Source organism: Brevibacillus panacihumi, assembly GCF_003710985.1.
Taxonomy (GTDB): Bacteria; Bacillota; Bacilli; order Brevibacillales; family Brevibacillaceae; genus Brevibacillus; species Brevibacillus panacihumi.
The window spans coordinates 51,585-73,710 of record NZ_RHHT01000019.1; the positions used below are offsets into that span (position 1 = coordinate 51,585).

Consider the following 22,126-nt stretch of genomic DNA (forward strand, 5'->3'; position numbering starts at 1 on the left):
ACCTGGAACATCGTTTCCGGGTGGTTTTTTTGGTTCCATTCCCTTTGTCCGACTGGATTGAACTCTTTCTGTTACCCTTGGTTCTGGCTTTTGCCCTGTCCTTTTTGTCCTTGGCCCTGCTGTCCTTGCTGTCCTTGTTGGTTCCCCTGCTGAACAATCGTCAAGGATTGGTGCAGAGAGTCGGTGTCCTTCGCATCCTGGAGAATCTGATACATCTGCAAGAAGTTAGCCTTTTGTCCTTCTGGAATTCCCTTGATGCGTACCGTCATCTCTTGGGGGCCATTGTTTTGTTGTCCCTGCTGTTGCTGCTGGGAGCCCGAGTTTTTATCATTGCCGCCACCCATCGGTTCGTCGAGAAAGCTCAGGAACATGGAGTCGTTTTCTTGGCTGTCTTGCGATTCCCCGTTGTGGGCATTGCTTTGCTGCTGATCCTGGCCTTGGTTGCCTTGCTGTTGATCGAACAGGACACTGAATTCGTTCAAATCTGTCTGGATGATGCCAATCACGTTCATTTCGATGCTCCTTTCAGGAAGTCACCCTGGATGTTTGGTGTGGTGTACGCCTTTACGCTGGAGATAGCCGTGGAAGAAATACTCCTCCACCCCGATGATCAAGGATGTCAACAATAGACCGGACAACGCGAAGGTCTGATTAAAAAGGGAGCAGCTCGCCCAAAACAGGGCGAACACAAGGAAGAAATCGGCTGTAGTCGCTAATGTATTGTTCGTACTGGGCAAGATCAGCAAATCGCCAATGGCGTAGGCAATCAGACTGATGATTACACTTGCTACGATCGCAAAAGCAAGGGAGGTCCCTGACCACCAGAGTCCAGGAATCGCTACTATACCGTTAGATACGAGCTTGATCAGGATGTTCAAGTTTGGAACTCCTCCTTTCACATGCTCTTAGTATGAGCGTTGCCTTCGCTGCTATGCGTTTCCCTTGGCGTTCATTTTCAATCTGAGGACCAAGTCTTCGTCAGGTGTAACGTAGACGGTTTTTTGCTGTTCATAGATACAGAAGCCTGGTTTTGAGCCACTGGGTTTTTTTACATGCTTGACCAAGGTGTAGTCTACAGGGACTTGGCTTCCCTGCTGGGCGCGGCTGAAAAAGGCCGCGAGATTGGCTGCTTCCAGCAAGGTTTGTTCAGAGAACTGCCGTGCCCGGATGACGACGTGGGATCCCGGAATATCCTTGGTATGCAGCCAGGTGTCTTGCGGAGATGCCAGCTTGTTGGTCAGGTACTCATTTTGCTTGTTATTCTTGCCGACTAGAATTTCCGTTCCGTCAGAAGAAGTGTATGTTTCCAGAGCTGGCTTCGTATCTTTCTTTTTGCGCATCCCTCGCTTTTTGCGGTCGCGCATGTACCCTTGCTCGACCAGTTCGTCGCGAATTTCTTCTGCCTCCTGCAAGCTGGCATGCTCCAGCTGCCCCAATAATCCATCGAGGTAGAGGATCTCCGTTCTTGCTTGCTCGATTTGTTCGCTGACTACCTGGATGCTGTTTTTCGCCTTGTTGTAACGCTTGTAATAGGATTGCAGGTTTTCCGACGGAGTCTTCAGCGGGTCCAGCGGAATGGTGATGGTCCCTCCGGCTTCGTCGTACCAGTTGACGGTGACCAGTTCCTTGTCGCCGCGCTTGATTTGATGCATATTGGCCGTGATCATCTCTCCGTACAGGCGGAATTGCTCGGCGTCCCTGGCGTCCTCGAGTGTCTGCAGGAGCTTTTCGATTTTTTTCTCGTTCTTGTTCCGCTCTCCCGTAACGAATCGGATCAGATCATGGGCGCGCTGCTTGACCGTATCGCGAAAGGCTTTTCCTTCGTAGTACGCCTGCAGGCAAGACTGGACCGTGGGATAAGGCGTAAGGGATTCCGGTTCAAGGTGTGTGAGCTCCACGACATGAAAATATGATTTGTCCCGAGTTGTCACGATCATGGGTGTATAACGCTCGGCGAGCAGGTCGTCCCGAATGCCGGAAAAGGCTTCCCAAAGGCTGTCTCGTGTAGCCAGTCCCGCTCTATGAACGATTTCCTTTGCCAAAAGAGGACTTACCCCTGTGTAGGCATCGACAATTTGCTTGTCCAAGCGTCCGGTATTCCAGTCAAGGGACGTGATGAATTCCATCTTGTCTACTTCAAAGAGATTGCGCTTGTTTTGGCCTGGCGGGGATACATAGGGACGGCCCGGAATGACCTGTCTGTATTGACTGATCGCCAACGTGACGTGCATGGCGCTGTCCAGGATGGTACCGGAAGCTGGATCGACGAGAATGATGTTGCTGTGTTTTCCCATAACCTCCATGATGATTCTGCGTACCGTCGTATCTCCCAGCTCATCGCGCGTGCGCACGTCGATGTGAATGATGCGCTCCATGCCGACTTGCTGGATCGATTCGATCATCCCGCCTTCGCAATGCTTGCGCAGAAGCATGCAGAACATCGGCGCTTCCAGCGGATTGGTAAACTCCTCTGTCGTCACATGGATGCGCGGATAGGTAGGGTTGGCCGAGAGCAAGAGCTTGAGGTTCTCTCCTTGTGTACGAACCTGCATAAGGATATCGCTGTGGTGGGGCTGATGAATCTTGGAAATGCGCCCACCGACCAATCTATGTAATTCCTGTGCTACGGCACGGGTGACTACGCCATCGAATGCCACTTTGATTCACCTCGTTCTTAATGGTTGCAATGATGCCTTCACAGTGTAGCATAAATCGGCTGCAGAGGGATGAATGTTGTATCCTTTAACCTGCATGAGTTGACACTGCAAATAGTTGTCTCCTATAATAAATTAACGATTTTTTGGTCGTTGGGAAATGCTCCCATTCCTCTTGGCGGCTCGTCTGCCGTGAATCCGAAAAAATCGGAACGGAATCCAGTGATGGAAGTGAATGCAATGGTACGAAGCATGACGGGTTATGGACGGAAAGAGGATGAAAAAGGAGCAATGCGCGTAACGGTGGAGATCCGTTCGGTCAATCATCGTTTTTCAGACATACTGATTCGTTTGCCCAAAGCCTGGACGTTGCTGGAGGATTCGGTTCGCAAGCAAGTCGCGGCTTTTGTCAGGCGCGGACGCGTTGATGTGACGATTGCGCTGGAGGGGGAAGCGGCAGCGACGAGATCGGAAGTCGAGATCGATTGGCAGCTCGCCAGCCAATTCGTGCAGATCGCCAGGGAGATGGGTGAGCGTTTTTCACTGGAGACGCCATTGACACCCAAGGACCTGCTGCTTTTGCCAGGTGTGCTGCAAACCAAAGAAGGCAAGGATGAGGCCCAGCAGGACACAGGGGACTGGATCCTTGATACTGTCAAAGCGGCGGCCGAAGATCTGCTGGCGATGAAAATAGCGGAGGGAACCCAACTGCAGACCGATCTGACCAAGAGACTGTCACAGATCGGGGAGTGGGTGAGCCAACTCCAAGAGCTTGTTCCTCAAGTCAGCGAGGAGTATCGCAAACGTCTTCAACAGCGAATGGCTGACATGCTAGGTCAGGTTTCTGTAGAGCCGGACCCGCAGCGCATCGTACAGGAAGTCGCTATTTTCGCCGAAAGAAGCGACATCAGCGAAGAGGTTACGCGGCTGCAAAGCCACTGCCTCCAATTTTCCGAGCAGCTCGGACGCGATGACGCGATAGGGCGAGGGCTAGATTTTCTCTTGCAGGAAATGAACCGGGAAGCGAACACCATTGCTTCCAAAGCAAATCATTTACATATTCAACATCTGGCAGTCGAGATCAAGACGGAGCTGGAAAAGATGAGAGAGCAAGTTCAGAACATCGAGTAGGACGAAAGGATGGGCTGGGCCGCATGGCAATCAAGCTAATCAATATTGGATTTGGCAACATCGTGAACGCCAACCGCATCATCTCCATTGTAAGTCCTGAATCTGCTCCGATCAAACGGATCATTCAGGAGGCGCGGGACCGCAATATGCTGGTGGACGCGACATATGGAAGACGGACGCGTGCGGTGATCATCACGGACAGCGATCACGTCATTTTGTCCGCAGTGCAGCCGGAGACGGTGGCACAAAGGCTGACGACGAAAGATGATGAATCGGACGAATAAGTAGGAGTGTAAATCATGGATATGTCTGATCGTGGTCTCCTTTTGATTCTATCCGGACCTGCAGGGGTAGGGAAGGGCACTGTCTGCAAAGCCCTTCGCGAACGTATGCCTGATCTGGTATACTCGGTATCTGCTACGACGCGCCAGCCGCGTCCCGGAGAGGTAGAGGGAGTCAATTACTTTTTCAAAAGCAAAGAAGAATTTCGCCGCATGATCGAGCAAGACGAATTGCTCGAATGGGCAGAATACGTGGGGAATTACTACGGAACACCGCGTGCCTTCGTCGATTCGATGCTGGCTTCTGGGCGCGATGTCATTTTGGAGATCGAAGTCCAGGGTGCCTTGCAGGTAAAAGAAAAGTTTCCCCAGGGGACGTTTTTGTTCCTCGCTCCTCCAGATCTGGAAGTACTGGAAAACCGGATCATCGGCCGCGGCACAGAGTCCGAGGAAACGATTCGCAAGCGGATGGAAGTGGCGCGAGCGGAGATCGAGCTGATGGACCATTACGATTATGTCGTGGTCAATGACGAAATTGAGTGGGCGTGCGACCGGATTCAGGCGATCATCACTGCCGAGCATCTGAAGAGAGAACGCCAGGTACACAAATATCGCAAATGGTTGAAGGAGGTTCGATAATCATGTTGTATCCATCGATTGATGAACTGACTGCGAAAGCGGAGAGCAAGTACATTCTGGTGACTGTCGCATCCAAACGCGCGCGCCAGCTTCGGGAGAACAGCCCGATGCAAGTCGCCAAGCCAAAGTCGAAAAAATACGTCGGGATGGCATTGGAAGAGATGATTTCCGATGAACTCGTGTACGAGAATAAAGACGCGCGTAAATAGGGTTAAAACCTCGTAAAAACAACCTCAAGCAGGTTGTTTTTTTCGGATGAGGAGCTTTCTTGAAAAGGGGAGAATGAGATGCATTCGCTTGACTCGCTAGAGGGAAAACGAATTGTGCTCGGTGTTTCCGGAGGGATTGCTGCATACAAGGCCGCTGCTTTGACGAGCAAGCTGACACAGGCAGGGGCGACCGTCCATGTGATCATGACCAAGCATGCAGTGGAATTTGTTCAGCCGTTGACGTTTCAGGCCTTGTCCCATCAGCCTGTGCACACGGATGTTTTTGCGGAGCCCGACCCGCATGTAATCAGCCATATCGATCTGGCAGACAGGGCAGACTTGATACTTGTAGCTCCTGCGACAGCCAATGTCATCGCGAAAATGGCGCACGGTCTTGCTGACGATATGCTGACGACAACCGTCCTGGCCACGAAGGCTCCGGTCCTGGTGGCTCCAGCGATGAATGTGAACATGTACGACCATCCGGCAACACAGGCCAATATGCGCCAGCTTGCGGAATATGGCTATCGATTTATCGAGCCTGGGGAAGGGTTGCTTGCCTGTGGCTGGGTAGGAAAAGGACGTCTGGCAGAGCCGGAAGAAATCGTCGCGGCGGTCGCAGCCTTTTTTGCCGAGCAAAGGCAAGTGGACTGTACAGACAAGGACTTGAGCGGAAAAACCGTGCTGGTAACGGCTGGTCCGACGAGAGAAAAAATCGACCCGGTGCGCTATATTACCAATCACGCTTCGGGCAAGATGGGCTACGCGATTGCGGAAGCGGCACGGGACCGCGGAGCGCACGTCATCCTGGTGAGCGGCCCGACTTCTTTGCCGCAGCCTGCAGGAGTGCGCTTTGTCGCTGTGGAGTCGGTGCAGGAAATGTTCGATGCGGTCATGCGTGATTTGCCTGAAAGCGACATCGTAATCAAGTCTGCTGCAGTCTCGGATTATCGGCCGAAAACGGTACATGAGCATAAAATGAAAAAAGGCGATGGCCCGCTCGTCCTGGAGTTGGACAAGGCACCAGATATCTTGAAAACCATAGGAGAGCGAAAAACCAAGCAGTTTGTGGTCGGGTTCGCTGCCGAGACGCAGAATTTGACAGAAAATGCCAAATCCAAGCTCGAGCGCAAAAACCTGGATATGATCGTCGCCAACAATGTGCTGACAGAAGGCGCCGGGATGGGCAGCGACACCAATATCGTCACGCTGATGGCCCGTTCCGGCGAACAGGTGGAGCTGGCCAAAATGAGCAAGCGCGCCGTAGCGGACAAGCTTTTGGATGCCATTCTTCTCTTGTCGGAGCAGCGGTCGCTGCGTGAGCTGTCATGATTGCACAGGTTATCGTGGATGTGCCGGTCAGTCGGACCAACCGGCCGTTTGACTATCGCGTACCCGGATGGCTAAGTCCGCTCATACACGTGGGAAGCCGTGTGGTGGTGCCGTTTGGTCCGCGCAAGCTGCAGGGGTATGTCATCGGAATCACGGAGGACGACGGACCTGAGGAGGCCCTTCATCGGCTCAAAGATGTGGAGCAGGTCATGGATGACACACCTCCGCTGACACCCGAACTGTTGAAGATGAGCGAGTGGATGTCCAGGCAGTATCTGTGTCCCTGGGTGACGGCTGTACAGGCGATGCTGCCGGCCGTTCTCAAAGGCAAGGCGCAGAAATGGCTGACCGCGAGCGATCTTTTGGACGAAGAGACATGCTCCAGGTCGGGGCTTCTTTGGGAGCTGTACCGCAAGCGCCAATTGCCGCTTGCAGAGGTGGAGAAGCAGTTCCCGGACGAGTTTATGCTGGTGCCGGGCTGGATTCACAGCGGTCTGCTGTCGACGGAGTACCAGGTAAGGGACCGGATCACGAAAAAACAGCAAAGCTTTGTGAGAAGCCTTTTGACGCCCCAGCAATTGTCGGAGTCTCTGGCTTCTCTATCGGCTCGAGCCGAGCAGATGCGCAGAGTGCTGGAGGTGTTTCTTCAGCACCCGGAGCAATCCTTTTCGGTACAGACTATGCGCGACGAATTCGGGATCAACCGCTCTGCCTTGAAAGGCTTGGAGGCAAAAGGGTGGATCGCGATCGAGCAGGTCGAGATATACCGCGATCCGTATGCAAATCGCCGATTTCAGGAGAAACAGAAGCCGGATTTTACCCCGCTGCAACTCCAGGTACTGGAACCGATCATCACTTCCATCAAGGAGTCGAGCTACGCATCGTATCTTCTGCACGGTGTCACCGGGAGCGGCAAGACAGAGGTGTACCTCGAAGCCATCGAGCACACCCTGATGAAAGGGCGGGAAGCGATCTTCCTCGTGCCGGAAATTTCGCTGACACCGCAGATGGTGGAGCGTTTCAAGGCGCGCTTTGGTGCGGATGTGGCTGTGCTGCACAGCGCATTGTCGCAGGGAGAGCGCTATGACGAGTGGCGCAAAATCATCCGTAAAGAGGTAAAGGTAGTGGTCGGGGCGCGCTCCGCGATCTTTGCCCCTTTTGAAAATGTCGGACTGATTGTGATCGACGAAGAGCATGAAAGCTCCTACAAACAAGAAGAGACGCCGCGCTATCATGCACGTGAAGTCGCCTTGTGGCGGGCCAAAGAGAACAATGCGGTCCTCTTGATGGGCAGCGCCACACCGGCACTGGAGACGTACGCCCTGGCGACGCGAGGCAGGTATACGCTTCTCAAGATGCCTGATCGCGTGGGCAACCGCCCCATGCCGCAAGTCCACGTCGTCGATATGCGCGAGGAATTGCACAGCGAGAACCGCTCCATGTTCAGCCGCCTTTTGCATGAAATGATCGCGGACAGGCTGAAGAAGCAGGAGCAGATGGTCATCTTTTTGAACCGCCGCGGTTTTTCCACATTTGTCATGTGCCGTTCCTGCGGATACACCATGCGCTGCGTCCATTGCGACATCTCGCTCACCTATCACAAAAGCAATCATACGGCGCGCTGCCACTACTGCGGGTATACGATTCCGCAGCCATCGCATTGTCCGGAGTGCCAAAGCGAGCATATCCGCTTCTTCGGGACAGGGACGCAGAAGGTGGAAGCAGAGCTGGCGAAGCTCTTCCCCGGTATTCGCGTCATTCGCATGGACGTGGACACGACTTCGCGAAAAGGCTCCCATGAGGAGCTGCTGAGCAAGTTCCGCCAAGGCCAGGGCGATGTCCTGCTCGGGACCCAGATGATCGCCAAAGGGCTGGATTTTCCGCGCGTAACGCTGGCAGGAATTATTGCGGCGGATACCTCCTTGCACCTGCCGGATTTTCGCGCTGCGGAGAAGACCTTCCAACTGCTGACGCAGGTAGGAGGAAGGGCGGGGCGCCACGAGCTGGAGGGGGATGTGGTCATTCAGACATACACCCCGGAGCACTACAGCATCCAGCACGCCACCAGACACGATTATCCGGCCTTTTATGAAGACGAGATGCTGCAGCGTCGCAGGACCGGCTATCCCCCGTATTTCCGGCTGGTGCTGATCACCTTCAGCCATGAAGAGGTTCCGGTCGTGGTGCGGGGTGCGCATGTCATGGGAGATTTTTTGCGGCAAAAGGTAGCGCCGACAACCATTCTGCTGGGACCTGTCGCTTCTCCGATCGCTCGGGTAAAGGATAGATTTCGTTTTCAGATCATGCTAAAATATCGGGATGAACCGAATGTGGCCGAATTGCTGGCGCAAGCAACGGCTGTGTTTGAAGAGTGGAACAAACAGCAGAAGGTACTGATGACGATTGACGTCGATCCTTACGTACTGCTTTAGGGAGGATACAAAACAAATGGCTATTCGCACCATCGTCAAGCATCCAGATCCAATCCTGCGGGAAAAAGCGATCGTGGTGACCAAATTCAACGCAAATCTGCACAAGCTGCTGGACGACATGGCAGACACGATGTACGACGCCAATGGCGTAGGGCTTGCTGCCCCGCAGGTCGGCATCTCCAAACGCGTCATCGTCATGGATTGCGGCGACGGATTGATTGAACTCGTCAATCCCGAGATCGTCGAGTATGAAGGAGAACAGATCGACTATCCGGAAGGCTGCCTGAGTATTCCGGGACTGCGCGGTGAAGTACGCCGCCATCAGTGGATCAAGGTGCGCGGTCAGGATCGCCTGGGCAATCACGTGGAGCTGGAAGCGGAAGATCTGCTGTCCCGCTGCGCTCAGCACGAGATCGACCACTTGAACGGCGTACTGTTCATTGATGTGGCAGACAAGGTGTACCCGGTGAGCCCGGACGAGGAAGGGGAATAATTCGCTTTGGATAAAACTCGCATCCTGTTTATGGGAACGCCTGATTTCGCTGTATCCAGTCTGGATGCGCTGATGGAAGCAGGCTATCACGTCATCGGAGTGGTCACACAGCCTGACCGCCCCGTAGGACGCAAACAAGTCATGACCCCGCCGCCTGTAAAAGAGGCGGCTATCCGTCATGGGCTTCCAGTCTTGCAGCCGGAGCGGATCAAGACAGAGGAAGCCTTGGCAGAAGTGCTGGCGCTTGAGCCGGACTTGATCGTGACAGCGGCGTATGGACAGATCTTGCCGAAAAAGCTGCTGGAAGCGCCCCGCTTTGGCTGCATCAACGTCCATGCTTCCTTGCTGCCCAAATACCGGGGAGGCGCCCCGATCCACAAATGTATCGTGGAAGGCGAAAAGGAGTCCGGCGTAACGATCATGTACATGGTGGAGGCGCTAGATGCAGGGGATATGCTCAGCAAGGTCATCGTCCCGATCGAGGAACGGGATACGGTAGGGATTCTTCACGACAAGCTGGCTGCCGCTGGTTCCGCTCTCTTGATCCGGACGCTCCCGGCCCTTTTGGCGGGCGAATTGAAGGCGGAGGCACAAGACCATGAAGCCGCTACCTTTGCCCCCAACATCAAAAGGTCTGATGAGCGCATCGATTGGTCGCGCACAGCGGAGCAGATCTACAACCAGGTGCGCGGTTTGAATCCCTGGCCGGTCGCTTTTACGAGCTATCAAGGCAAGGTATGGAAAGTCTGGTGGGTGGAAAAAGTCCAAACTACGGGCTCCACAAACGTTCCTGGCACCATCCTCGCTCGGGAAGAGGATGGCTTGGTCATCGCCTGCGGGAGTGGCGCGGTTAAAATCACCGAGCTTCAGCCGGAGGGCAAGAAGCGGATGAGCGCTCTCGACTTTTTGCGCGGAGCGGGCAGCAGCATCGAAATCGGCACAAAGGTAGGAGAATAGCCCGTGGCAAAAAAAGGTGCGCGTGAACTGGCACTTGATGTGCTCAATCGAGTGGAAGAACAGAAGTCCTACAGCAACCTGGAGCTGAAGTCCGTATTGGACAAAGCAGATTTGAGTGCAGCGGATGCGGGTCTGGTTACCGAGCTGGTCTATGGCACGATTCAGCGCAAATTGACGCTTGATTTCGTCCTGTCCCATTTTGTCGGCGGCAAAAAGCTCCAGGCTTGGGTGCGCAACCTGCTGCGCCTGAGTCTGTACCAGATTCGTTTCCTGGATCGGATTCCCGAACGGGCGGCGGTGCATGAAGCAGTCGAAATCGCCAAACGCCGCGGCCACCAAGGTATCGCCTCGATGGTCAATGGCGTTTTGCGCAATGTCCTGCGCCAGCCTGATGTATGGGAGCGCGAGCCGCAGGGAGACCTTGCGGAACGCTTGGCTGTCATATATTCCCACCCGCAATGGCTGGTGCGTCAGTGGCTTGACGTATACGGCGAGGAGACGACCCGTGCGATCTGTGATGCGAACAACCAAGCGCCGCATAGCTCCATCCGGGTCAACCGTCTGAAAACGACCCGTGAAGCCTTGTTGTCCCACTTGCAGGAAGAAGGCAAAGCAGCAGAAGCCTCAGCGCTATCCCCGGACGGCATCCTGCTTGCGGGAGGAAACGCTGCCGGGACAAGCTGGTTCCAAAAAGGGTATTGCACGATTCAGGACGAAAGCTCCATGCTGGTCGCCCTGGCTGTAGCTCCTAAGGCCGGCATGCGCGTGCTGGATGCGTGTGCGGCTCCGGGAGGGAAGACGACGCATCTGGCCGAACGGATGGACAACCAGGGAGAAATCGTAGCCAGCGATGTCCACCCGCACAAGCGGGAACTGATCGTTCAGACAGCGAATCGTCTTGGCATCAACATTATTCAAGCGATCGTCAGCGACGCGCTCGATCTGCCGGCTCGGAATTTGGGCAGCTTCGACCGCATCTTGCTGGATGCCCCTTGCTCCGGCTTCGGCGTCATTCGCCGCAAGCCGGATCTCAAATGGAACAAGACGCCCCAGGATGTCCAGGAGATTGCCAAGCTGCAATACGAGCTTCTGGTGGGCCTCTCGTCCATGCTTGCCCCAGAGGGACTTCTGGTCTACAGCACCTGCACGATCGAGCCTGCGGAAAATGAGGAGATCGTCAAGCGTTTTGTGGCGGAACATCCTGATTTTGTCCTGGATGAGACGCTGGCCGATGACATGCCTCAGACAGTCCAGGAAAAGCTGGATGCGTCCAAGGGATATTTGCAGATTTTGCCCCATGATTTCGACAGCGACGGCTTTTTTATCGCCCGTTTGAAGCGGAAAAGATAATCGAAGGGGCGGCATGCTCGGAAACGAGGCGTGCTGCTCCTTTTTGCCGTTTGTTTGCGCGAGCGCGGATTGGTTTACACTAGGTAAAGCGACGCAATTGCGCAATTGGTGGGGAAAACCGTTTGAAGACGGGCGTCAGGCAGGGTACAATGAAAAAATGACGATGCCAAGCTGCATTGATTTTGAGGATGTGAAAACAGCAATGCCAATAACAACATTTACGAGCGCCAAGCCGCTCATCTACAGCCTGACCCTCGACGAACTGAAGGAATGGCTGGTAGAGGCGGGGGATAAACCGTTTCGCGCCCAACAAATTTTTGATTGGTTGTATGTAAAACGCGTTGCTTCCTTTGACGAGATGAGCAATATATCCAAGGATCTGCGCCAAAAGCTGGAAAATGCCTTCCGCATTGATTCGCTCAAGGAGATCATGCATCAGGAGTCGCAGGATGGAACGATCAAATTCTTGTTCCAACTGATCGACGGCCATGCGATCGAGACCGTCATCATGCGTCACAACTACGGCAACAGCATCTGCGTGACTACACAGGTTGGCTGCCGCATCGGCTGTACGTTTTGTGCGTCCACTTTGGGCGGGTTAAAACGCAACCTTGACGCCGGTGAGATCGTCTCACAAGTACTGATGGCGCAACGCAAGCTGGATGCCCAGGGTGAGCGTGTCAGCCATGTGGTCGTCATGGGGATTGGCGAGCCTTTTGAAAACTTCGAGAGTTTGATGGGCTTTTTGTCCATCATCAACGACAATCGCGGGCTGAATATCGGGGCGCGCCACATCACCGTCTCGACGAGCGGCATCGTGCCGAAAATCTACGAATTCGCGGAAAGAGGCGGGCAGGTCAATCTGGCTATCTCCCTGCATGCGCCCAACACCGAGCTGAGAAGCCAGCTTATGCCGATCAACCGCGGTTTCCCGCTGGATTCGCTGATGGAGGCGTGCCGTCATTACATCAACAAGACAGGGCGTCGCATCAGTTTTGAGTACGGCCTGTTCGGCGGAAAAAACGATCAGCCGGAGCATGCCGAAGAGCTGGCCCGATTGGTCGGAGATATGCTTTGCCACGTAAACCTGATTCCCGTCAATTACGTGCCGGAGCGAGATTATGTGCGCACACCGCGCAATGAAATTTTTCAGTTCAAACGAATTTTGGAGGACAAGGGAATCAATGTGACCATCAGACGTGAACACGGCAGTGATATCGCCGCTGCTTGTGGACAGTTGAGGGCGCAACACGCTAAAGAAACCGTGGGGTGACGTGTTACCATGGAAATTGCGATGAAATCCCATGTCGGCCGCGTCCGTCAGGTCAACGAGGACTTTTTTGCCTGTGTGGAAGATCTGAGCGGACGTGTGCTGGCAGTTGTAGCAGACGGTATGGGCGGTCATCAGGCTGGCGAAATCGCCAGCCGGCTCGCCGTTGAGCGAATAGTAAAAGAACTGAGTCATCTGGAAAATGGCCTGGACGACGAGGATGCCCGGGAACAACTGATGAACGCTGTCTTGCATGCGAACAAGGAAGTCTATGAATATGCTCTGGAGCACCCGGAATGCAATGGCATGGGGACGACCGTCGTCGCCGCTTTGCTGAGTGCGCAGAGCGTCATTACAGCGCATATCGGGGACAGTCGCCTGTACCACTTCAATGATGGGGCCCTTATCATCAAAACGGAGGATCACTCCCTGGTCAACGAATTGGTGAAAAGCGGGCAGATTACCCAGGAAGAGGCCTCCGTCCATCCCCATCGCAATGTCATCATGCGTTCCTTGGGGACGGAGCCGGATGTGCGTATTGACCTGGGACAATTTCCATGGTCTGCGGATGACATCGTACTGATTTGTTCTGATGGCTTGAGCAACAAGGTGCATGACAAGAGAATGGAAGAATGGCTACATAAAGAGGTATCGCTACAGGACAGGGTGGACGGCCTGATCGATGAGGCTTTGGCTGCCGGTGGGGAAGACAACATCACACTCGTCGCTGTCCGCAATATGCCCGATGCTAGTCAGAAAGAGGGGTGAGAGAGATGGAAGGTTTGCGACTGGGTGGACGCTATCAGTTGGAAGCCCGTGTTGGCGGTGGCGGCATGGCAATCGTATACAAGGCCAGGGATTTGATATTGAATCGGCAGGTGGCCGTTAAAGTGCTGCGTTCCCAATTTGGGACGGATGAAGATTTCGTCAATCGTTTTCGGCGGGAAGCACAGGCGGTTGCCAGTCTGTCTCACCCCAATGTGGTCGGCGTATACGATGTGGGACAGGAGAACGATACGCACTACATGGTGATGGAATACGTGGAAGGCTCCACGCTGAAAGAAATGATTGTCGCACGCGGGGCTTTGCCGGTAGAAGAGGCAGTGCGAATCGCCCAACAAATTTGCGATGCATTGGAGCATGCGCATCAAAATCAAATTATTCACCGTGACATCAAGCCGCATAATATTCTGATCGGGAAAAATGGACGCGTAAAGGTAACGGACTTTGGCATCGCCAGAGCGGTAACCTCAACGACGATTACGCATACCAATGCTATGCTTGGATCAGTGCACTATTTCTCTCCCGAGCAGGCGAGAGGCGGCATTACGGGGGAAAAGTCCGATATTTATTCACTCGGCATCGTATTGTATGAAATGGTTACGGGAGAGCTTCCTTTTTCTGGAGATTCGCCGATCTCAGTGGCGCTCAAGCATTTGCAGGAGCCTCTTCCCGAACCGCGGCAAATCAATCCGGGCATACCACAAAGTGTGGAAAATGTCATATTGAAAGCGCTGGTAAAGGACCCGTTCTTGCGCTATTCTTCAGCCCGCGAGATGCTGGAGGATCTGGAAACGTGCCTGTTGCCGGAGCGTCTGCATGAGGAAAAACTGATTTTTCCTGTGGATGATGAGGAGACGAGAGTCGTCCCCGTCATTACGCCTGAAATGCTGGAAAAGCAGGGCGCTGGCCGCGCCGGTTCAAGCCAGCGCAGCCGCTATGAGCGCACTGATGAACATGATGAGCAAAAACCGCCGAAAAAATGGTGGGTCAAAGCCTTGCTGTGGATGGGCGGCATCGGTTTGTTTTTCGTACTTGCGTTTCTCGGATTCAATTTACTTTTAAATCTTTTCCCAACTGTACCGGAAGTACCCGTCCCTTATGTAGAAGGCTCGCCTGTCGAGCAGGCGACAAAAAAGATCGAAGACGCCAAGCTGGTCGCACACGTGGTCGAGGAAGCGAACGACACGTTGGAGAAGGGGATGGTCATCAGACAGGATCCTGCTCCCCCGATGCGATTGAAGGAAAAGGCAACCGTCACGATTTACGTAAGCAAAGGGCAACAGGCGGAAGACATGCCCAACCTGATTACACTGTCGCGTTCGACAGCAGAAGATATGCTGAAGCGAATGGGCTTTAAACCGGAGAACATCAAGTTCGTGGAAGAAGAGGACGACCAGGCAGAGGCAGGGATCGTCATCGGTCAGAATCCGGCGTTCAACGAAAAAGTCTACCCGAGCAAAGACACCGTGACGGTCAAGGTAAGCAAGGGCAAATCCTTCGTCAAGATGCCGGAAGTGCGTGGAAAGACGGTAGAAGAGGCGACAATCGAGCTCTTGAAGGCTGGATTGGAAGTAGGGGACGTCACCAAGGAGCCTTCGTACACCACCCAGGAGGCGGGCAGAGTCTTGTCCACTCATCCGTACGACCCTGGCATGCAGGTGGAAAAAGGAGTGGCGATTCCGTTGACCGTAAGCAATGGACAATTCCCGTTGGATGCCAAGTCCTACAATGTACCGGTCTACGTGCAAGTCGTTCCCGGCGAGACGGTCGACTTCAAGATCGAGGTATCGGACGCTCGCGGCGACAAGCAGGTAGCCTACCAGGAAGTCATCACGGAAAGCAACGAGTTTGACGTGCCGATCGTGCTCTCGCCGCAGAAGGATGCCGTGATTCGCGTGTTTATCAAAGGGCCGAACAATCAGTACAATGAATATCAAACCATTCCTATATCGTACAACAGCTTGCCGTAGATAAGTGGAGGTACTTGAATGCCAGAGGGACGGATTGTCAAAGCGCTAAGCGGTTTCTACTACGTAGCGGACGGGGACCGCGTCTACAGTTGCCGTGCGCGCGGCTTGTTCAAGAAAAAAGGAGCGAAGGTGACACCTCTCGTGGGTGACTGGGTCGTCTATGATGTCATCAGCGAGGAAGAAGGTTATGTCATGGAGGTGGGCGAAAGGACCAGCGAGCTGGTTCGCCCGCCCATTTCCAATGTCGATCAGGCCGTCTTGGTCTTTTCCATGTTCAAGCCCCAATTCAGCTCGCTGTTATTGGACAAGTTCCTTGTACATACGGAGAAGGCAGGCATCGACTCTGTGATTGTTTTGTCCAAGGCCGACCACGCGTCGGAGGAGGAGATCGCAGAGATTGTCGCCAAGTACACAGCGATCGGCTACAGGGTCATTCCCACCTCCAAGGTGGATCAGCGCGGAGTCGAGGAAGTAAAGGAATTGCTGCGCGACCGCATTTCTGTATTCGCGGGGCAATCCGGTGTCGGCAAATCCTCGCTGATCAATCTGTTGTTTCCCGGCGTCAGCCTGCAGACTGGAGATGTCAGTGAAAAGCTGGGGAGAGGAAAGCATACGACCCGTCACGTGGAGCTGATACCGCTGGAGGGCGGCGGTTACGTAGCGGATACGCCGGGATTCAGCTCCCTGGAGTTCATGGACATGGATGAGCTGGATCTGGCGGAGGCGTTCCGGGATTTCGCCGTGCTGAGCTCAGACTGCAAGTTTCGCGGCTGCCTGCATATCAGCGAGCCCTCCTGCGCGGTACGGGCTGCTCTGGAGGCCGGGGAGGTCAGCAGGGAGCGCTACGAGCATTACAAACAGTTTCGAGAAGAGCTGAAAGAATATCAACGGAGGAACAAACCATGGTAAAAATCGCACCATCTATCCTGTCAGCAGATTTTGCACGTCTGGGTGAGGAAATTCAGGATGTCGAACGGGGAGGAGCAGACTGGATTCACGTCGATGTCATGGACGGCCACTTCGTTCCCAATATCACGATTGGTCCCTTGATCGTAGACGCTATTCGTCCCGTCACCAAGCTGCCGCTTGATGTCCACCTGATGATCGAGGAGCCGGACCGCTACATCCCGCAATTCGCCAAGAGCGGGGCAGACTGGATCACTGTCCATCAGGAGGCGTGCCGCCATCTGCATCGCACGATTCACCTGATCAAGGAGCAGGGGGTCAAAGCAGGGGTGGTGCTCAATCCGGCTACGCCGCTCGTGACCATCGAGTCCATGCTGCCGGATCTGGACATGGTGCTGCTGATGACGGTCAACCCTGGATTTGGCGGACAAACATTCATTTCTTCCGTAGTCGCAAAAATCCGCGAGCTGCGGAGACTGCTCGATGAACGCGGTCTCGGACATGTGGAGATCGAGATCGACGGCGGCGTCAACAAGGAGACAGCCCGTCAGTGCATTGAGGCAGGCGCGACTGTTCTCGTTGCAGGCAACGCCGTATTCAATCAGCCTGACCGGGCGCAGGCGATCGCTGCGATTCGCGGATAAGAGGAAAAGGTGTCCTTCAGTCAATTGAGACTGTCGGACACCTTTTTTTGGGATGAAAAGCTAAGGCTCGTTTGATGTGACATACGTCCCGGCGATCAGATCATGGATGGAGCGCTTGTCTTCGCGGGCGGCGACCATGATGGCGCTGACGATGATACCGATGCCAAAGGTAATGATGTAGATCAGTCTCCCGACGAATTCCCGCAGAAGCATGTTGCCGATTCCTACATTCTCACCGTTCATTTTGACTATGCGAATGCCCATGATTTTCTTTCCAATGGTGTAGCCATTCCAGAACAACGGAAGCAAAAGAAAATATAGAAAAGTGATGACTTCGACGAAATATTCGTTTTCCTCGCCCCCAAAGATGAAAGATATAAGCAGGGACAGTGGCAATCCAAAAAGCAGCCCATCCAAAAAAGCAGCCCCAAAACGACGCCAAAACCCTACTGGATTCATGTCCAAAAATTCTATCTGTTCTGTGTCCATGTTGCTCCTCCCCATTCATTTGATAAGACAACACAAAACTCCGCCTTTCATCTGGGCGGAGTGCGTCGTGTTGATTTTGTATTATTATATGCAGATTTGTAAGATAATTACAATGCGGTGATGAGCCTTAGCAGTACTGCAATACGCCCGGGAACCTCAGACAAGACAATATGCTCATGGGAAGCATGGGCGCCGTCGCCGACAGGACCCAGGCCATCGAGTACGGGAGTTCCGGTGGCAGCGGCAAAATTCCCGTCGCTTGTTCCGCCTACCCCAATCTCATCGAGTTCGATTCCTTCCAGCTTTGCTTGGCTTTGAGCCAGACGAAACAGCTCTTCCGTTCCCTTCGTTCGCTCCATTGGCGGCTTGGTGATCCCGCCCTCTACAATCAGACTGGCTTTGGGGAGGACAGGGCTGAGTTGCCGCATTAGCCGATCGATGCGCTCTGACTCTTGAATCGTCTGCACGCGAACGTCAATCACGGCTTCGGCCTCATCAGGCACGACGTTGGAGGCACTTCCGCCCTTGATCGTGCCGACGGAGAGCGTGGTACCTAGAGCGTAGTCCGTCCAGGACTGGATGTTCAGCACATGGTGGGCCAATTCCTCAATCGCGTTGATCCCTTTGGCGTGATCATTCCCTGCGTGCGCTGCCTGTCCGCGCACTTTCAAGATAAAGTCTCCGCCGCCCTTGCGACTGGTTTTCAAGGCTCCATTGCCCGCAGCAGGCTCGATCACCAGCACGCACTTGCTTTTTCTTGCTTCCTCTTTGATCAAATGCTCGGATGCCAGACTGCCGGTCTCCTCATCGGTGTTCCAAAAAAAGACCAGCTTGTTTTGGAGCGGCAATCCCTTCTCGATAATGGTACGGAGGGCGAAGTAACTGAATACAATTCCTGCCTTCATATCATACGTACCGGGCCCATACGCGCGACCGTCTTCGATGCGCCATGGCTCTCGCTGCAGTGTGCCGATCTCTTTGACCGTGTCAAAATGGCCCAATATGAGAATTTGCTCGTCACCGCTGCCGTATTCGATGCGCAAAGGATTGCCGTATTCGCGCTGCTGGATGACATCCACGCGGCACCCCAAAGCAGCAAACCGTTCAACGAGCAGACTTCCCAACCGATCGACAGCTTCCTTATTGTGAGTGGGGGTCTCCATCTCCACATAGGTTCGCAATTCTTCTACAATCTCTGGCATCAATTCCTGGAAATAAGAAGTCCAGTTTTCCATATTCATTTCCTCCCTGGTACGCGCCTTTGTCTGGATTCTATTATGCCAGAAGCAACGAGAGTACGGTGCAGTTTTTACAAAAAACGGACATACTACGGACATACTATCGAAGGAAGCGGTTTCTTCGAAAATTAGGCATTGATTATTCCAATCATTTTGTTGTATAAATATAAATTGTTGATCAAAACTTTCTTCATACTAAACGGAGGTTTCATCATGAAAAACAAAAAGTCGGTTTTTTCGCTTGCCATTTCCTCGTTGCTGGCAGTAGCGATGATAACAGGCTGTGGGACAGGCAATCAGTCCGGAGCAGGCCAAGCGCCACAGCAGCCGCAAGCAGGCCAGGATGCTGCGCAGCCAAGCGGAGATAAAAAGACATTGGTCATGGCTACATCAGCAGACTATCAGCCTTATGAGTACCATGATCTGTCCAGCGGCAAGGATGAGATCGTTGGCTTTGATATCGACATTGCCAAATATATTGGACAAGAGCTGGGCTTCGAAGTACAGGTAAATGATATGAACTTCGACGGACTGGTTCCAGCCCTTCAATCCAAACGCGCCGATTTCGTCATGGCAGGGATGACTCCTACACCGGAGCGCCTGCAAAATGCTGATTTCTCGGTCATCTACTACGAAGCGAGAAATACCATCGTATCGAAAAAAGACAGCAACCTGACAAAACCAGAGCAGCTGGCTGGCAAAAAAGTAGCCGTACAGCTCGGGTCCATCCAGGAAACAGCAGCAAAAGAATTGGCAGAAAAAGTAGAAGGCTTGCAAATCACTTCCCTGAACCGCATTGGCGAGATCGTGGAAGAAGTGAAAACGGGCCGCGTGGATGCCGCGATCATCGAGGACCAGGTAGCGGCAGGCTTCGTGAAAAACAATGAGGGCTTGCAATATACCGTCATCGAAAGCCCTGAAACAAACGGAACTGCGATTGCCTTCCCGAAAGGCTCTCCGCTGGTCGAAGATTTCAATAACGTGATCAAGAAAATGCAAGAAAACGGTGAGATGGACAAGCTCATCAACAAATGGTTCAGAGAATCTGAATAACAGCTGACAGGCTGTTGGTAAAGGTGGGGAAGGGCATGGATTGGAATTTTGATCAAATCGTGCCCTATATCCCTTTTATTTTTGAAGGGATAAAGGTCACGCTACAAGTTACATTGATTTCCGTGGTACTAGGCTTCATCTGGGGTTCTATACTGGCACTGATCAAAATCTCGAAGCTGGGTCCGCTCAACTGGTTTGCTGTCGCCTACACCTCGGTTTTTCGCGGCACGCCATTGATTTTGCAGCTTTCATTTGTCTATTTTGCCACACCGCAGTTGACGGGCTACAGCATCTCGCAGTGGGAGGCGGCGGTGCTTACCTTTACACTGAACTCGGCCGCCTATATTTCGGAGACGATTCGCGGCGGGATTCTCGCGGTCGACAAAGGGCAGTGGGAAGCGGCCAAGGCGCTCGGGGTCCCTTATCGGCGCATGATGCTCGATATCATCCTGCCGCAGGGGGTTAAAAACATCCTGCCGGCACTGGTGAACGAGACGATCGCTCTGTTAAAGGAATCCGCACTCGTCTCCACGATTGGTCTGGCTGATATTCTGCAGAACGCCAATGTGGTCAGGGGAGTGACCTTCCGCTACTTGGAGCCGTATATCATCGCCGGCGTGCTGTACTACGTGATGGTAATGCTCCTGACTTGGGTGGCCCGGTTTGTGGAACGGAGGATGAGACGCAGTGATTAAGATCGATCAGATTACGAAATCGTTTGGACAGCTGGAGGTTCTCAAAGGCATCTCGACCGAGATTGGCAAGGGAGAAGTCGTGGCCATCATCGGCCCGTCCGGATCAGGCAAATCGACCTTGTTGCGCTGCATCAATCTGCTCGAGGTTCCGACAAGCGGCCAGATTATCATCAACGGACAAGCCATCACGGATCCGAAGGCAAATGTGATGCAAATCCGCCAGCAGATCGGCATGGTCTTTCAGCACTTTCACCTGTTCCCGCACATGACGGTGCTGAACAACTTGACCTACGCGCCGGTCAAGGTAAAGGGCATGTCCAAAGACGAAGCCGAGAAAAAAGCCAAGGAGCTGCTTTCGCGCGTTGGGTTGTCGGATAAAGCTGACGTATATCCGTCGCGCCTGTCTGGAGGGCAGAAGCAGCGCGTAGCGATCGCCCGTTCTCTCGTCATGGAGCCGCAGATTATGCTGTTTGACGAACCTACGTCTGCCCTTGATCCGGAGATGGTCAAAGAGGTGCTGGACGTGATGAAGGGGCTGGCGGATTCGGGAATGACAATGGCTATTGTGACGCACGAAATGCGTTTCGCAGAAGAAGTAGCGGACCGCATTCTGTTTCTCGACGGGGGGCGTCTGGTGGAAGATGCGCCGCCTGCCGATTTCTTTCAGCGTCCTGCCAGTGAGCGCGCCAAGCAGTTTTTGGAGAAGGTTCGATAAGCAAAGTCGCGTTCTGATAGAGCGCGGCTTTTCGTTTTGACAGTACTGAACACTTGGGCTAGAATCAGAGCAGTAAGAGTAGAAATTGTTCTCATTTGTCCAATGTTCAAAAACCATCTATGTTAAGGGAGTGGAAAATCGTGGATCGGAATCGACTGCTGATATGGCTAGAAATGGCGATGATGGCAGCACTCGCATTTGTTTTTAGTGAAATTAAAGTCTTTCAAATGCCACAGGGAGGATCGGTCTCCCTGGTCATGGTTCCCATTGCTTTGATCGCTGTTCGGCGTGGCATCATTCCCGGACTTGTGACTGGTCTGATTGTCGGTTTGCTGCAGCTTTTCTTTGGCGGCTATTACGTACATCCCGTGCAGATCCTGCTGGATTACCCGATCGCATTTGCGGCTCTCGGCCTGGCTGGGATCGTACGCATCTCCGAGTTTGAGAACAAGCAAAAGCGAAATATCGCAATATGGGGCGCGCTTTTGGCAGGTGTGATGGTTCGTTTGGCTTGCCATTTCATCTCCGGAATCGTTTGGTTTGGGGAATTGGCTCCAGAGGGCATGAATGTGGCATGGTATTCGTTCGTGTACAATATCACGTATCTATTGCCTGAGATGGTAATCTCGGGGATTGTCCTCACGATTGTTCTGGCAAGCGCGCCTCAGTTGCTGCAGCCTGCCCGCAAACGTTTGGTCTAAGAGAGCAGAAACCTGCTGAGTGGACCTGCATTTTTATCATCAGCCGTGCATATTGTAATCAGGCAGCTATCCTGCTGCCTGATTTTTTGTCTTTGGTTGGAATCATTTGGAAGCCATCATTTTTACATTTTCGTGCGGCAGGATACATGTTTATCCGACAGCAGAATATGATGTAATATGCACG

23 protein-coding genes are annotated in these 22,126 nt (G+C 53.4%); 18 read left to right on the forward strand and 5 right to left on the reverse strand.

Going from position 1 to position 22,126, the window contains the following annotated elements; genetic code table 11:
* Positions 1-71 precede the first annotated feature (71 nt).
* Genes EDM58_RS09950 through EDM58_RS09960 form a run of 3 tightly spaced genes read right to left on the reverse strand, consistent with a single transcriptional unit; the run spans position 72 to position 2,657 of the window.
* A complete protein-coding gene (locus EDM58_RS09950; RefSeq protein ID WP_122913218.1) occupies positions 72-512 on the reverse strand; it encodes a hypothetical protein in 441 nt (146 codons plus the stop codon).
* A gap of 21 nt (positions 513-533) precedes the next feature.
* On the reverse strand, positions 534-878 hold the full coding sequence (locus EDM58_RS09955; RefSeq protein ID WP_122913219.1) for a DUF2512 family protein: 345 nt from the start codon (positions 876-878) through the stop codon (positions 534-536).
* 51 nt (positions 879-929) lie between these two features.
* Positions 930-2,657 carry an Rqc2 family fibronectin-binding protein gene (locus EDM58_RS09960; protein ID WP_122913220.1) on the reverse strand — a complete coding sequence of 576 codons (1,728 nt, stop codon included), beginning with the start codon at positions 2,655-2,657 and terminating at the stop codon, positions 930-932.
* Between the two features lie 69 nt (positions 2,658-2,726).
* On the opposite strand from EDM58_RS09960, the gene EDM58_RS09965 reads away from it, so the two are divergent.
* The 14 genes from EDM58_RS09965 to rpe all read left to right on the forward strand — a co-directional run bounded on the left by EDM58_RS09965 (position 2,727) and on the right by rpe (position 17,051).
* Entirely contained in the window at positions 2,727-3,785 is a 1,059-nt protein-coding gene (locus EDM58_RS09965) for a YicC/YloC family endoribonuclease (RefSeq protein WP_342768998.1), read from the forward strand.
* Between the two features lie 23 nt (positions 3,786-3,808).
* The gene (remA, locus tag EDM58_RS09970) at positions 3,809-4,069 is read left to right on the forward strand and encodes an extracellular matrix/biofilm regulator RemA (RefSeq protein WP_015891999.1); all 261 of its coding nucleotides are present in this window, start codon (positions 3,809-3,811) and stop codon (positions 4,067-4,069) included.
* 15 nt (positions 4,070-4,084) lie between these two features.
* Positions 4,085-4,705, forward strand: a complete 621-nt coding sequence (gmk, locus tag EDM58_RS09975) for a guanylate kinase (RefSeq protein WP_122913221.1) — start codon at positions 4,085-4,087, stop codon at positions 4,703-4,705.
* A 2-nt stretch (positions 4,706-4,707) separates the two neighbouring features.
* Positions 4,708-4,914: a DNA-directed RNA polymerase subunit omega gene (gene rpoZ / locus EDM58_RS09980; RefSeq protein ID WP_122913222.1), complete on the forward strand. Its 207-nt coding sequence runs from the start codon at positions 4,708-4,710 to the stop codon at positions 4,912-4,914.
* A gap of 78 nt (positions 4,915-4,992) precedes the next feature.
* Positions 4,993-6,246 (forward strand): bifunctional phosphopantothenoylcysteine decarboxylase/phosphopantothenate--cysteine ligase CoaBC, encoded by a 1,254-nt coding sequence (gene coaBC, locus EDM58_RS09985; RefSeq protein ID WP_023557314.1) that lies wholly within the window; start codon positions 4,993-4,995, stop codon positions 6,244-6,246.
* Positions 6,243-8,678 carry a primosomal protein N' gene (priA, locus tag EDM58_RS09990; protein WP_122913223.1) on the forward strand — a complete coding sequence of 812 codons (2,436 nt, stop codon included), beginning with the start codon at positions 6,243-6,245 and terminating at the stop codon, positions 8,676-8,678. Before coaBC ends, priA begins: the two co-directional genes overlap by 4 nt.
* Before the next feature lie 16 nt (positions 8,679-8,694).
* Positions 8,695-9,171 (forward strand): peptide deformylase, encoded by a 477-nt coding sequence (def, locus tag EDM58_RS09995; protein ID WP_122913224.1) that lies wholly within the window; start codon positions 8,695-8,697, stop codon positions 9,169-9,171.
* A gap of 6 nt (positions 9,172-9,177) precedes the next feature.
* On the forward strand, positions 9,178-10,128 hold the full coding sequence (gene fmt / locus EDM58_RS10000; protein ID WP_122913225.1) for a methionyl-tRNA formyltransferase: 951 nt from the start codon (positions 9,178-9,180) through the stop codon (positions 10,126-10,128).
* 3 nt (positions 10,129-10,131) lie between these two features.
* Entirely contained in the window at positions 10,132-11,478 is a 1,347-nt protein-coding gene (gene rsmB, locus EDM58_RS10005; RefSeq protein ID WP_122913226.1) for a 16S rRNA (cytosine(967)-C(5))-methyltransferase RsmB, read from the forward strand.
* A 202-nt stretch (positions 11,479-11,680) separates the two neighbouring features.
* Positions 11,681-12,751 (forward strand): dual-specificity RNA methyltransferase RlmN, encoded by a 1,071-nt coding sequence (rlmN, locus tag EDM58_RS10010; RefSeq protein WP_122913245.1) that lies wholly within the window; start codon positions 11,681-11,683, stop codon positions 12,749-12,751.
* 9 nt (positions 12,752-12,760) lie between these two features.
* Positions 12,761-13,516, forward strand: a complete 756-nt coding sequence (locus EDM58_RS10015) for a Stp1/IreP family PP2C-type Ser/Thr phosphatase (RefSeq protein ID WP_122913227.1) — start codon at positions 12,761-12,763, stop codon at positions 13,514-13,516.
* Between the two features lie 5 nt (positions 13,517-13,521).
* Positions 13,522-15,501 carry a Stk1 family PASTA domain-containing Ser/Thr kinase gene (gene pknB, locus EDM58_RS10020; RefSeq protein ID WP_122913228.1) on the forward strand — a complete coding sequence of 660 codons (1,980 nt, stop codon included), beginning with the start codon at positions 13,522-13,524 and terminating at the stop codon, positions 15,499-15,501.
* A gap of 18 nt (positions 15,502-15,519) precedes the next feature.
* The gene (gene rsgA, locus EDM58_RS10025) at positions 15,520-16,410 is read left to right on the forward strand and encodes a ribosome small subunit-dependent GTPase A (RefSeq protein ID WP_122913229.1); all 891 of its coding nucleotides are present in this window, start codon (positions 15,520-15,522) and stop codon (positions 16,408-16,410) included.
* Positions 16,404-17,051, forward strand: a complete 648-nt coding sequence (gene rpe / locus EDM58_RS10030; protein ID WP_122913230.1) for a ribulose-phosphate 3-epimerase — start codon at positions 16,404-16,406, stop codon at positions 17,049-17,051. The genes rsgA and rpe overlap by 7 nt, the downstream gene beginning before the upstream one ends.
* Before the next feature lie 60 nt (positions 17,052-17,111).
* On the opposite strand, the gene EDM58_RS10035 is transcribed toward rpe, so the two are convergent.
* Together EDM58_RS10035 and EDM58_RS10040 are read right to left on the reverse strand one after the other, a co-directional pair.
* Entirely contained in the window at positions 17,112-17,540 is a 429-nt protein-coding gene (locus EDM58_RS10035) for an RDD family protein (RefSeq protein ID WP_183187470.1), read from the reverse strand.
* Between the two features lie 107 nt (positions 17,541-17,647).
* A complete protein-coding gene (locus tag EDM58_RS10040) occupies positions 17,648-18,775 on the reverse strand; it encodes a M20 family metallopeptidase (protein ID WP_122913231.1) in 1,128 nt (375 codons plus the stop codon).
* 216 nt (positions 18,776-18,991) lie between these two features.
* Here EDM58_RS10040 and EDM58_RS10045 point away from each other — a divergent pair, with 216 nt between their 5' ends.
* The 4 genes from EDM58_RS10045 (at position 18,992) to thiT (ending at position 21,942) form a co-directional block, all read left to right on the forward strand.
* Positions 18,992-19,831, forward strand: coding sequence for a transporter substrate-binding domain-containing protein (locus tag EDM58_RS10045; RefSeq protein ID WP_122913232.1), 840 nt, complete (start codon positions 18,992-18,994; stop codon positions 19,829-19,831).
* 35 nt (positions 19,832-19,866) lie between these two features.
* On the forward strand, positions 19,867-20,526 hold the full coding sequence (locus tag EDM58_RS10050; protein ID WP_122913233.1) for an amino acid ABC transporter permease: 660 nt from the start codon (positions 19,867-19,869) through the stop codon (positions 20,524-20,526).
* Positions 20,519-21,241 carry an amino acid ABC transporter ATP-binding protein gene (locus EDM58_RS10055; protein ID WP_122913234.1) on the forward strand — a complete coding sequence of 241 codons (723 nt, stop codon included), beginning with the start codon at positions 20,519-20,521 and terminating at the stop codon, positions 21,239-21,241. Before EDM58_RS10050 ends, EDM58_RS10055 begins: the two co-directional genes overlap by 8 nt.
* Positions 21,242-21,381: 140 nt before the next feature.
* Complete coding sequence (gene thiT, locus EDM58_RS10060; protein WP_122913235.1) at positions 21,382-21,942, forward strand: energy-coupled thiamine transporter ThiT; 561 nt, start codon at positions 21,382-21,384, stop codon at positions 21,940-21,942.
* The last annotated feature ends 184 nt before the right edge of the window (positions 21,943-22,126 follow it).

What these genes read in the sequence shown, in the direction of transcription:
- EDM58_RS10045 (WP_122913232.1), top strand. Translation starts at nt 18,992, where the DNA reads ATGAAAAACAAAAAGTCGGTTTTTTCGCTTGCCATTTCCTCGTTGCTG.
- def (WP_122913224.1), top strand. Translation starts at nt 8,695, where the DNA reads ATGGCTATTCGCACCATCGTCAAGCATCCAGATCCAATCCTGCGGGAA.
- EDM58_RS10050 (WP_122913233.1), top strand. Translation starts at nt 19,867, where the DNA reads ATGGATTGGAATTTTGATCAAATCGTGCCCTATATCCCTTTTATTTTT.
- EDM58_RS09965 (WP_342768998.1), top strand. Translation starts at nt 2,727, where the DNA reads ATGAATGTTGTATCCTTTAACCTGCATGAGTTGACACTGCAAATAGTT.
- remA (WP_015891999.1), top strand. Translation starts at nt 3,809, where the DNA reads ATGGCAATCAAGCTAATCAATATTGGATTTGGCAACATCGTGAACGCC.
- gmk (WP_122913221.1), top strand. Translation starts at nt 4,085, where the DNA reads ATGGATATGTCTGATCGTGGTCTCCTTTTGATTCTATCCGGACCTGCA.
- coaBC (WP_023557314.1), top strand. Translation starts at nt 4,993, where the DNA reads ATGCATTCGCTTGACTCGCTAGAGGGAAAACGAATTGTGCTCGGTGTT.
- rpoZ (WP_122913222.1), top strand. Translation starts at nt 4,708, where the DNA reads ATGTTGTATCCATCGATTGATGAACTGACTGCGAAAGCGGAGAGCAAG.
- rlmN (WP_122913245.1), top strand. Translation starts at nt 11,681, where the DNA reads ATGCCAATAACAACATTTACGAGCGCCAAGCCGCTCATCTACAGCCTG.
- EDM58_RS10015 (WP_122913227.1), top strand. Translation starts at nt 12,761, where the DNA reads ATGGAAATTGCGATGAAATCCCATGTCGGCCGCGTCCGTCAGGTCAAC.
- rsgA (WP_122913229.1), top strand. Translation starts at nt 15,520, where the DNA reads ATGCCAGAGGGACGGATTGTCAAAGCGCTAAGCGGTTTCTACTACGTA.
- pknB (WP_122913228.1), top strand. Translation starts at nt 13,522, where the DNA reads ATGGAAGGTTTGCGACTGGGTGGACGCTATCAGTTGGAAGCCCGTGTT.
- EDM58_RS10035 (WP_183187470.1), bottom strand. Translation starts at nt 17,540, where the DNA reads ATGGACACAGAACAGATAGAATTTTTGGACATGAATCCAGTAGGGTTT.
- rpe (WP_122913230.1), top strand. Translation starts at nt 16,404, where the DNA reads ATGGTAAAAATCGCACCATCTATCCTGTCAGCAGATTTTGCACGTCTG.
- priA (WP_122913223.1), top strand. Translation starts at nt 6,243, where the DNA reads ATGATTGCACAGGTTATCGTGGATGTGCCGGTCAGTCGGACCAACCGG.
- EDM58_RS09950 (WP_122913218.1), bottom strand. Translation starts at nt 512, where the DNA reads ATGAACGTGATTGGCATCATCCAGACAGATTTGAACGAATTCAGTGTC.
- EDM58_RS10040 (WP_122913231.1), bottom strand. Translation starts at nt 18,775, where the DNA reads ATGGAAAACTGGACTTCTTATTTCCAGGAATTGATGCCAGAGATTGTA.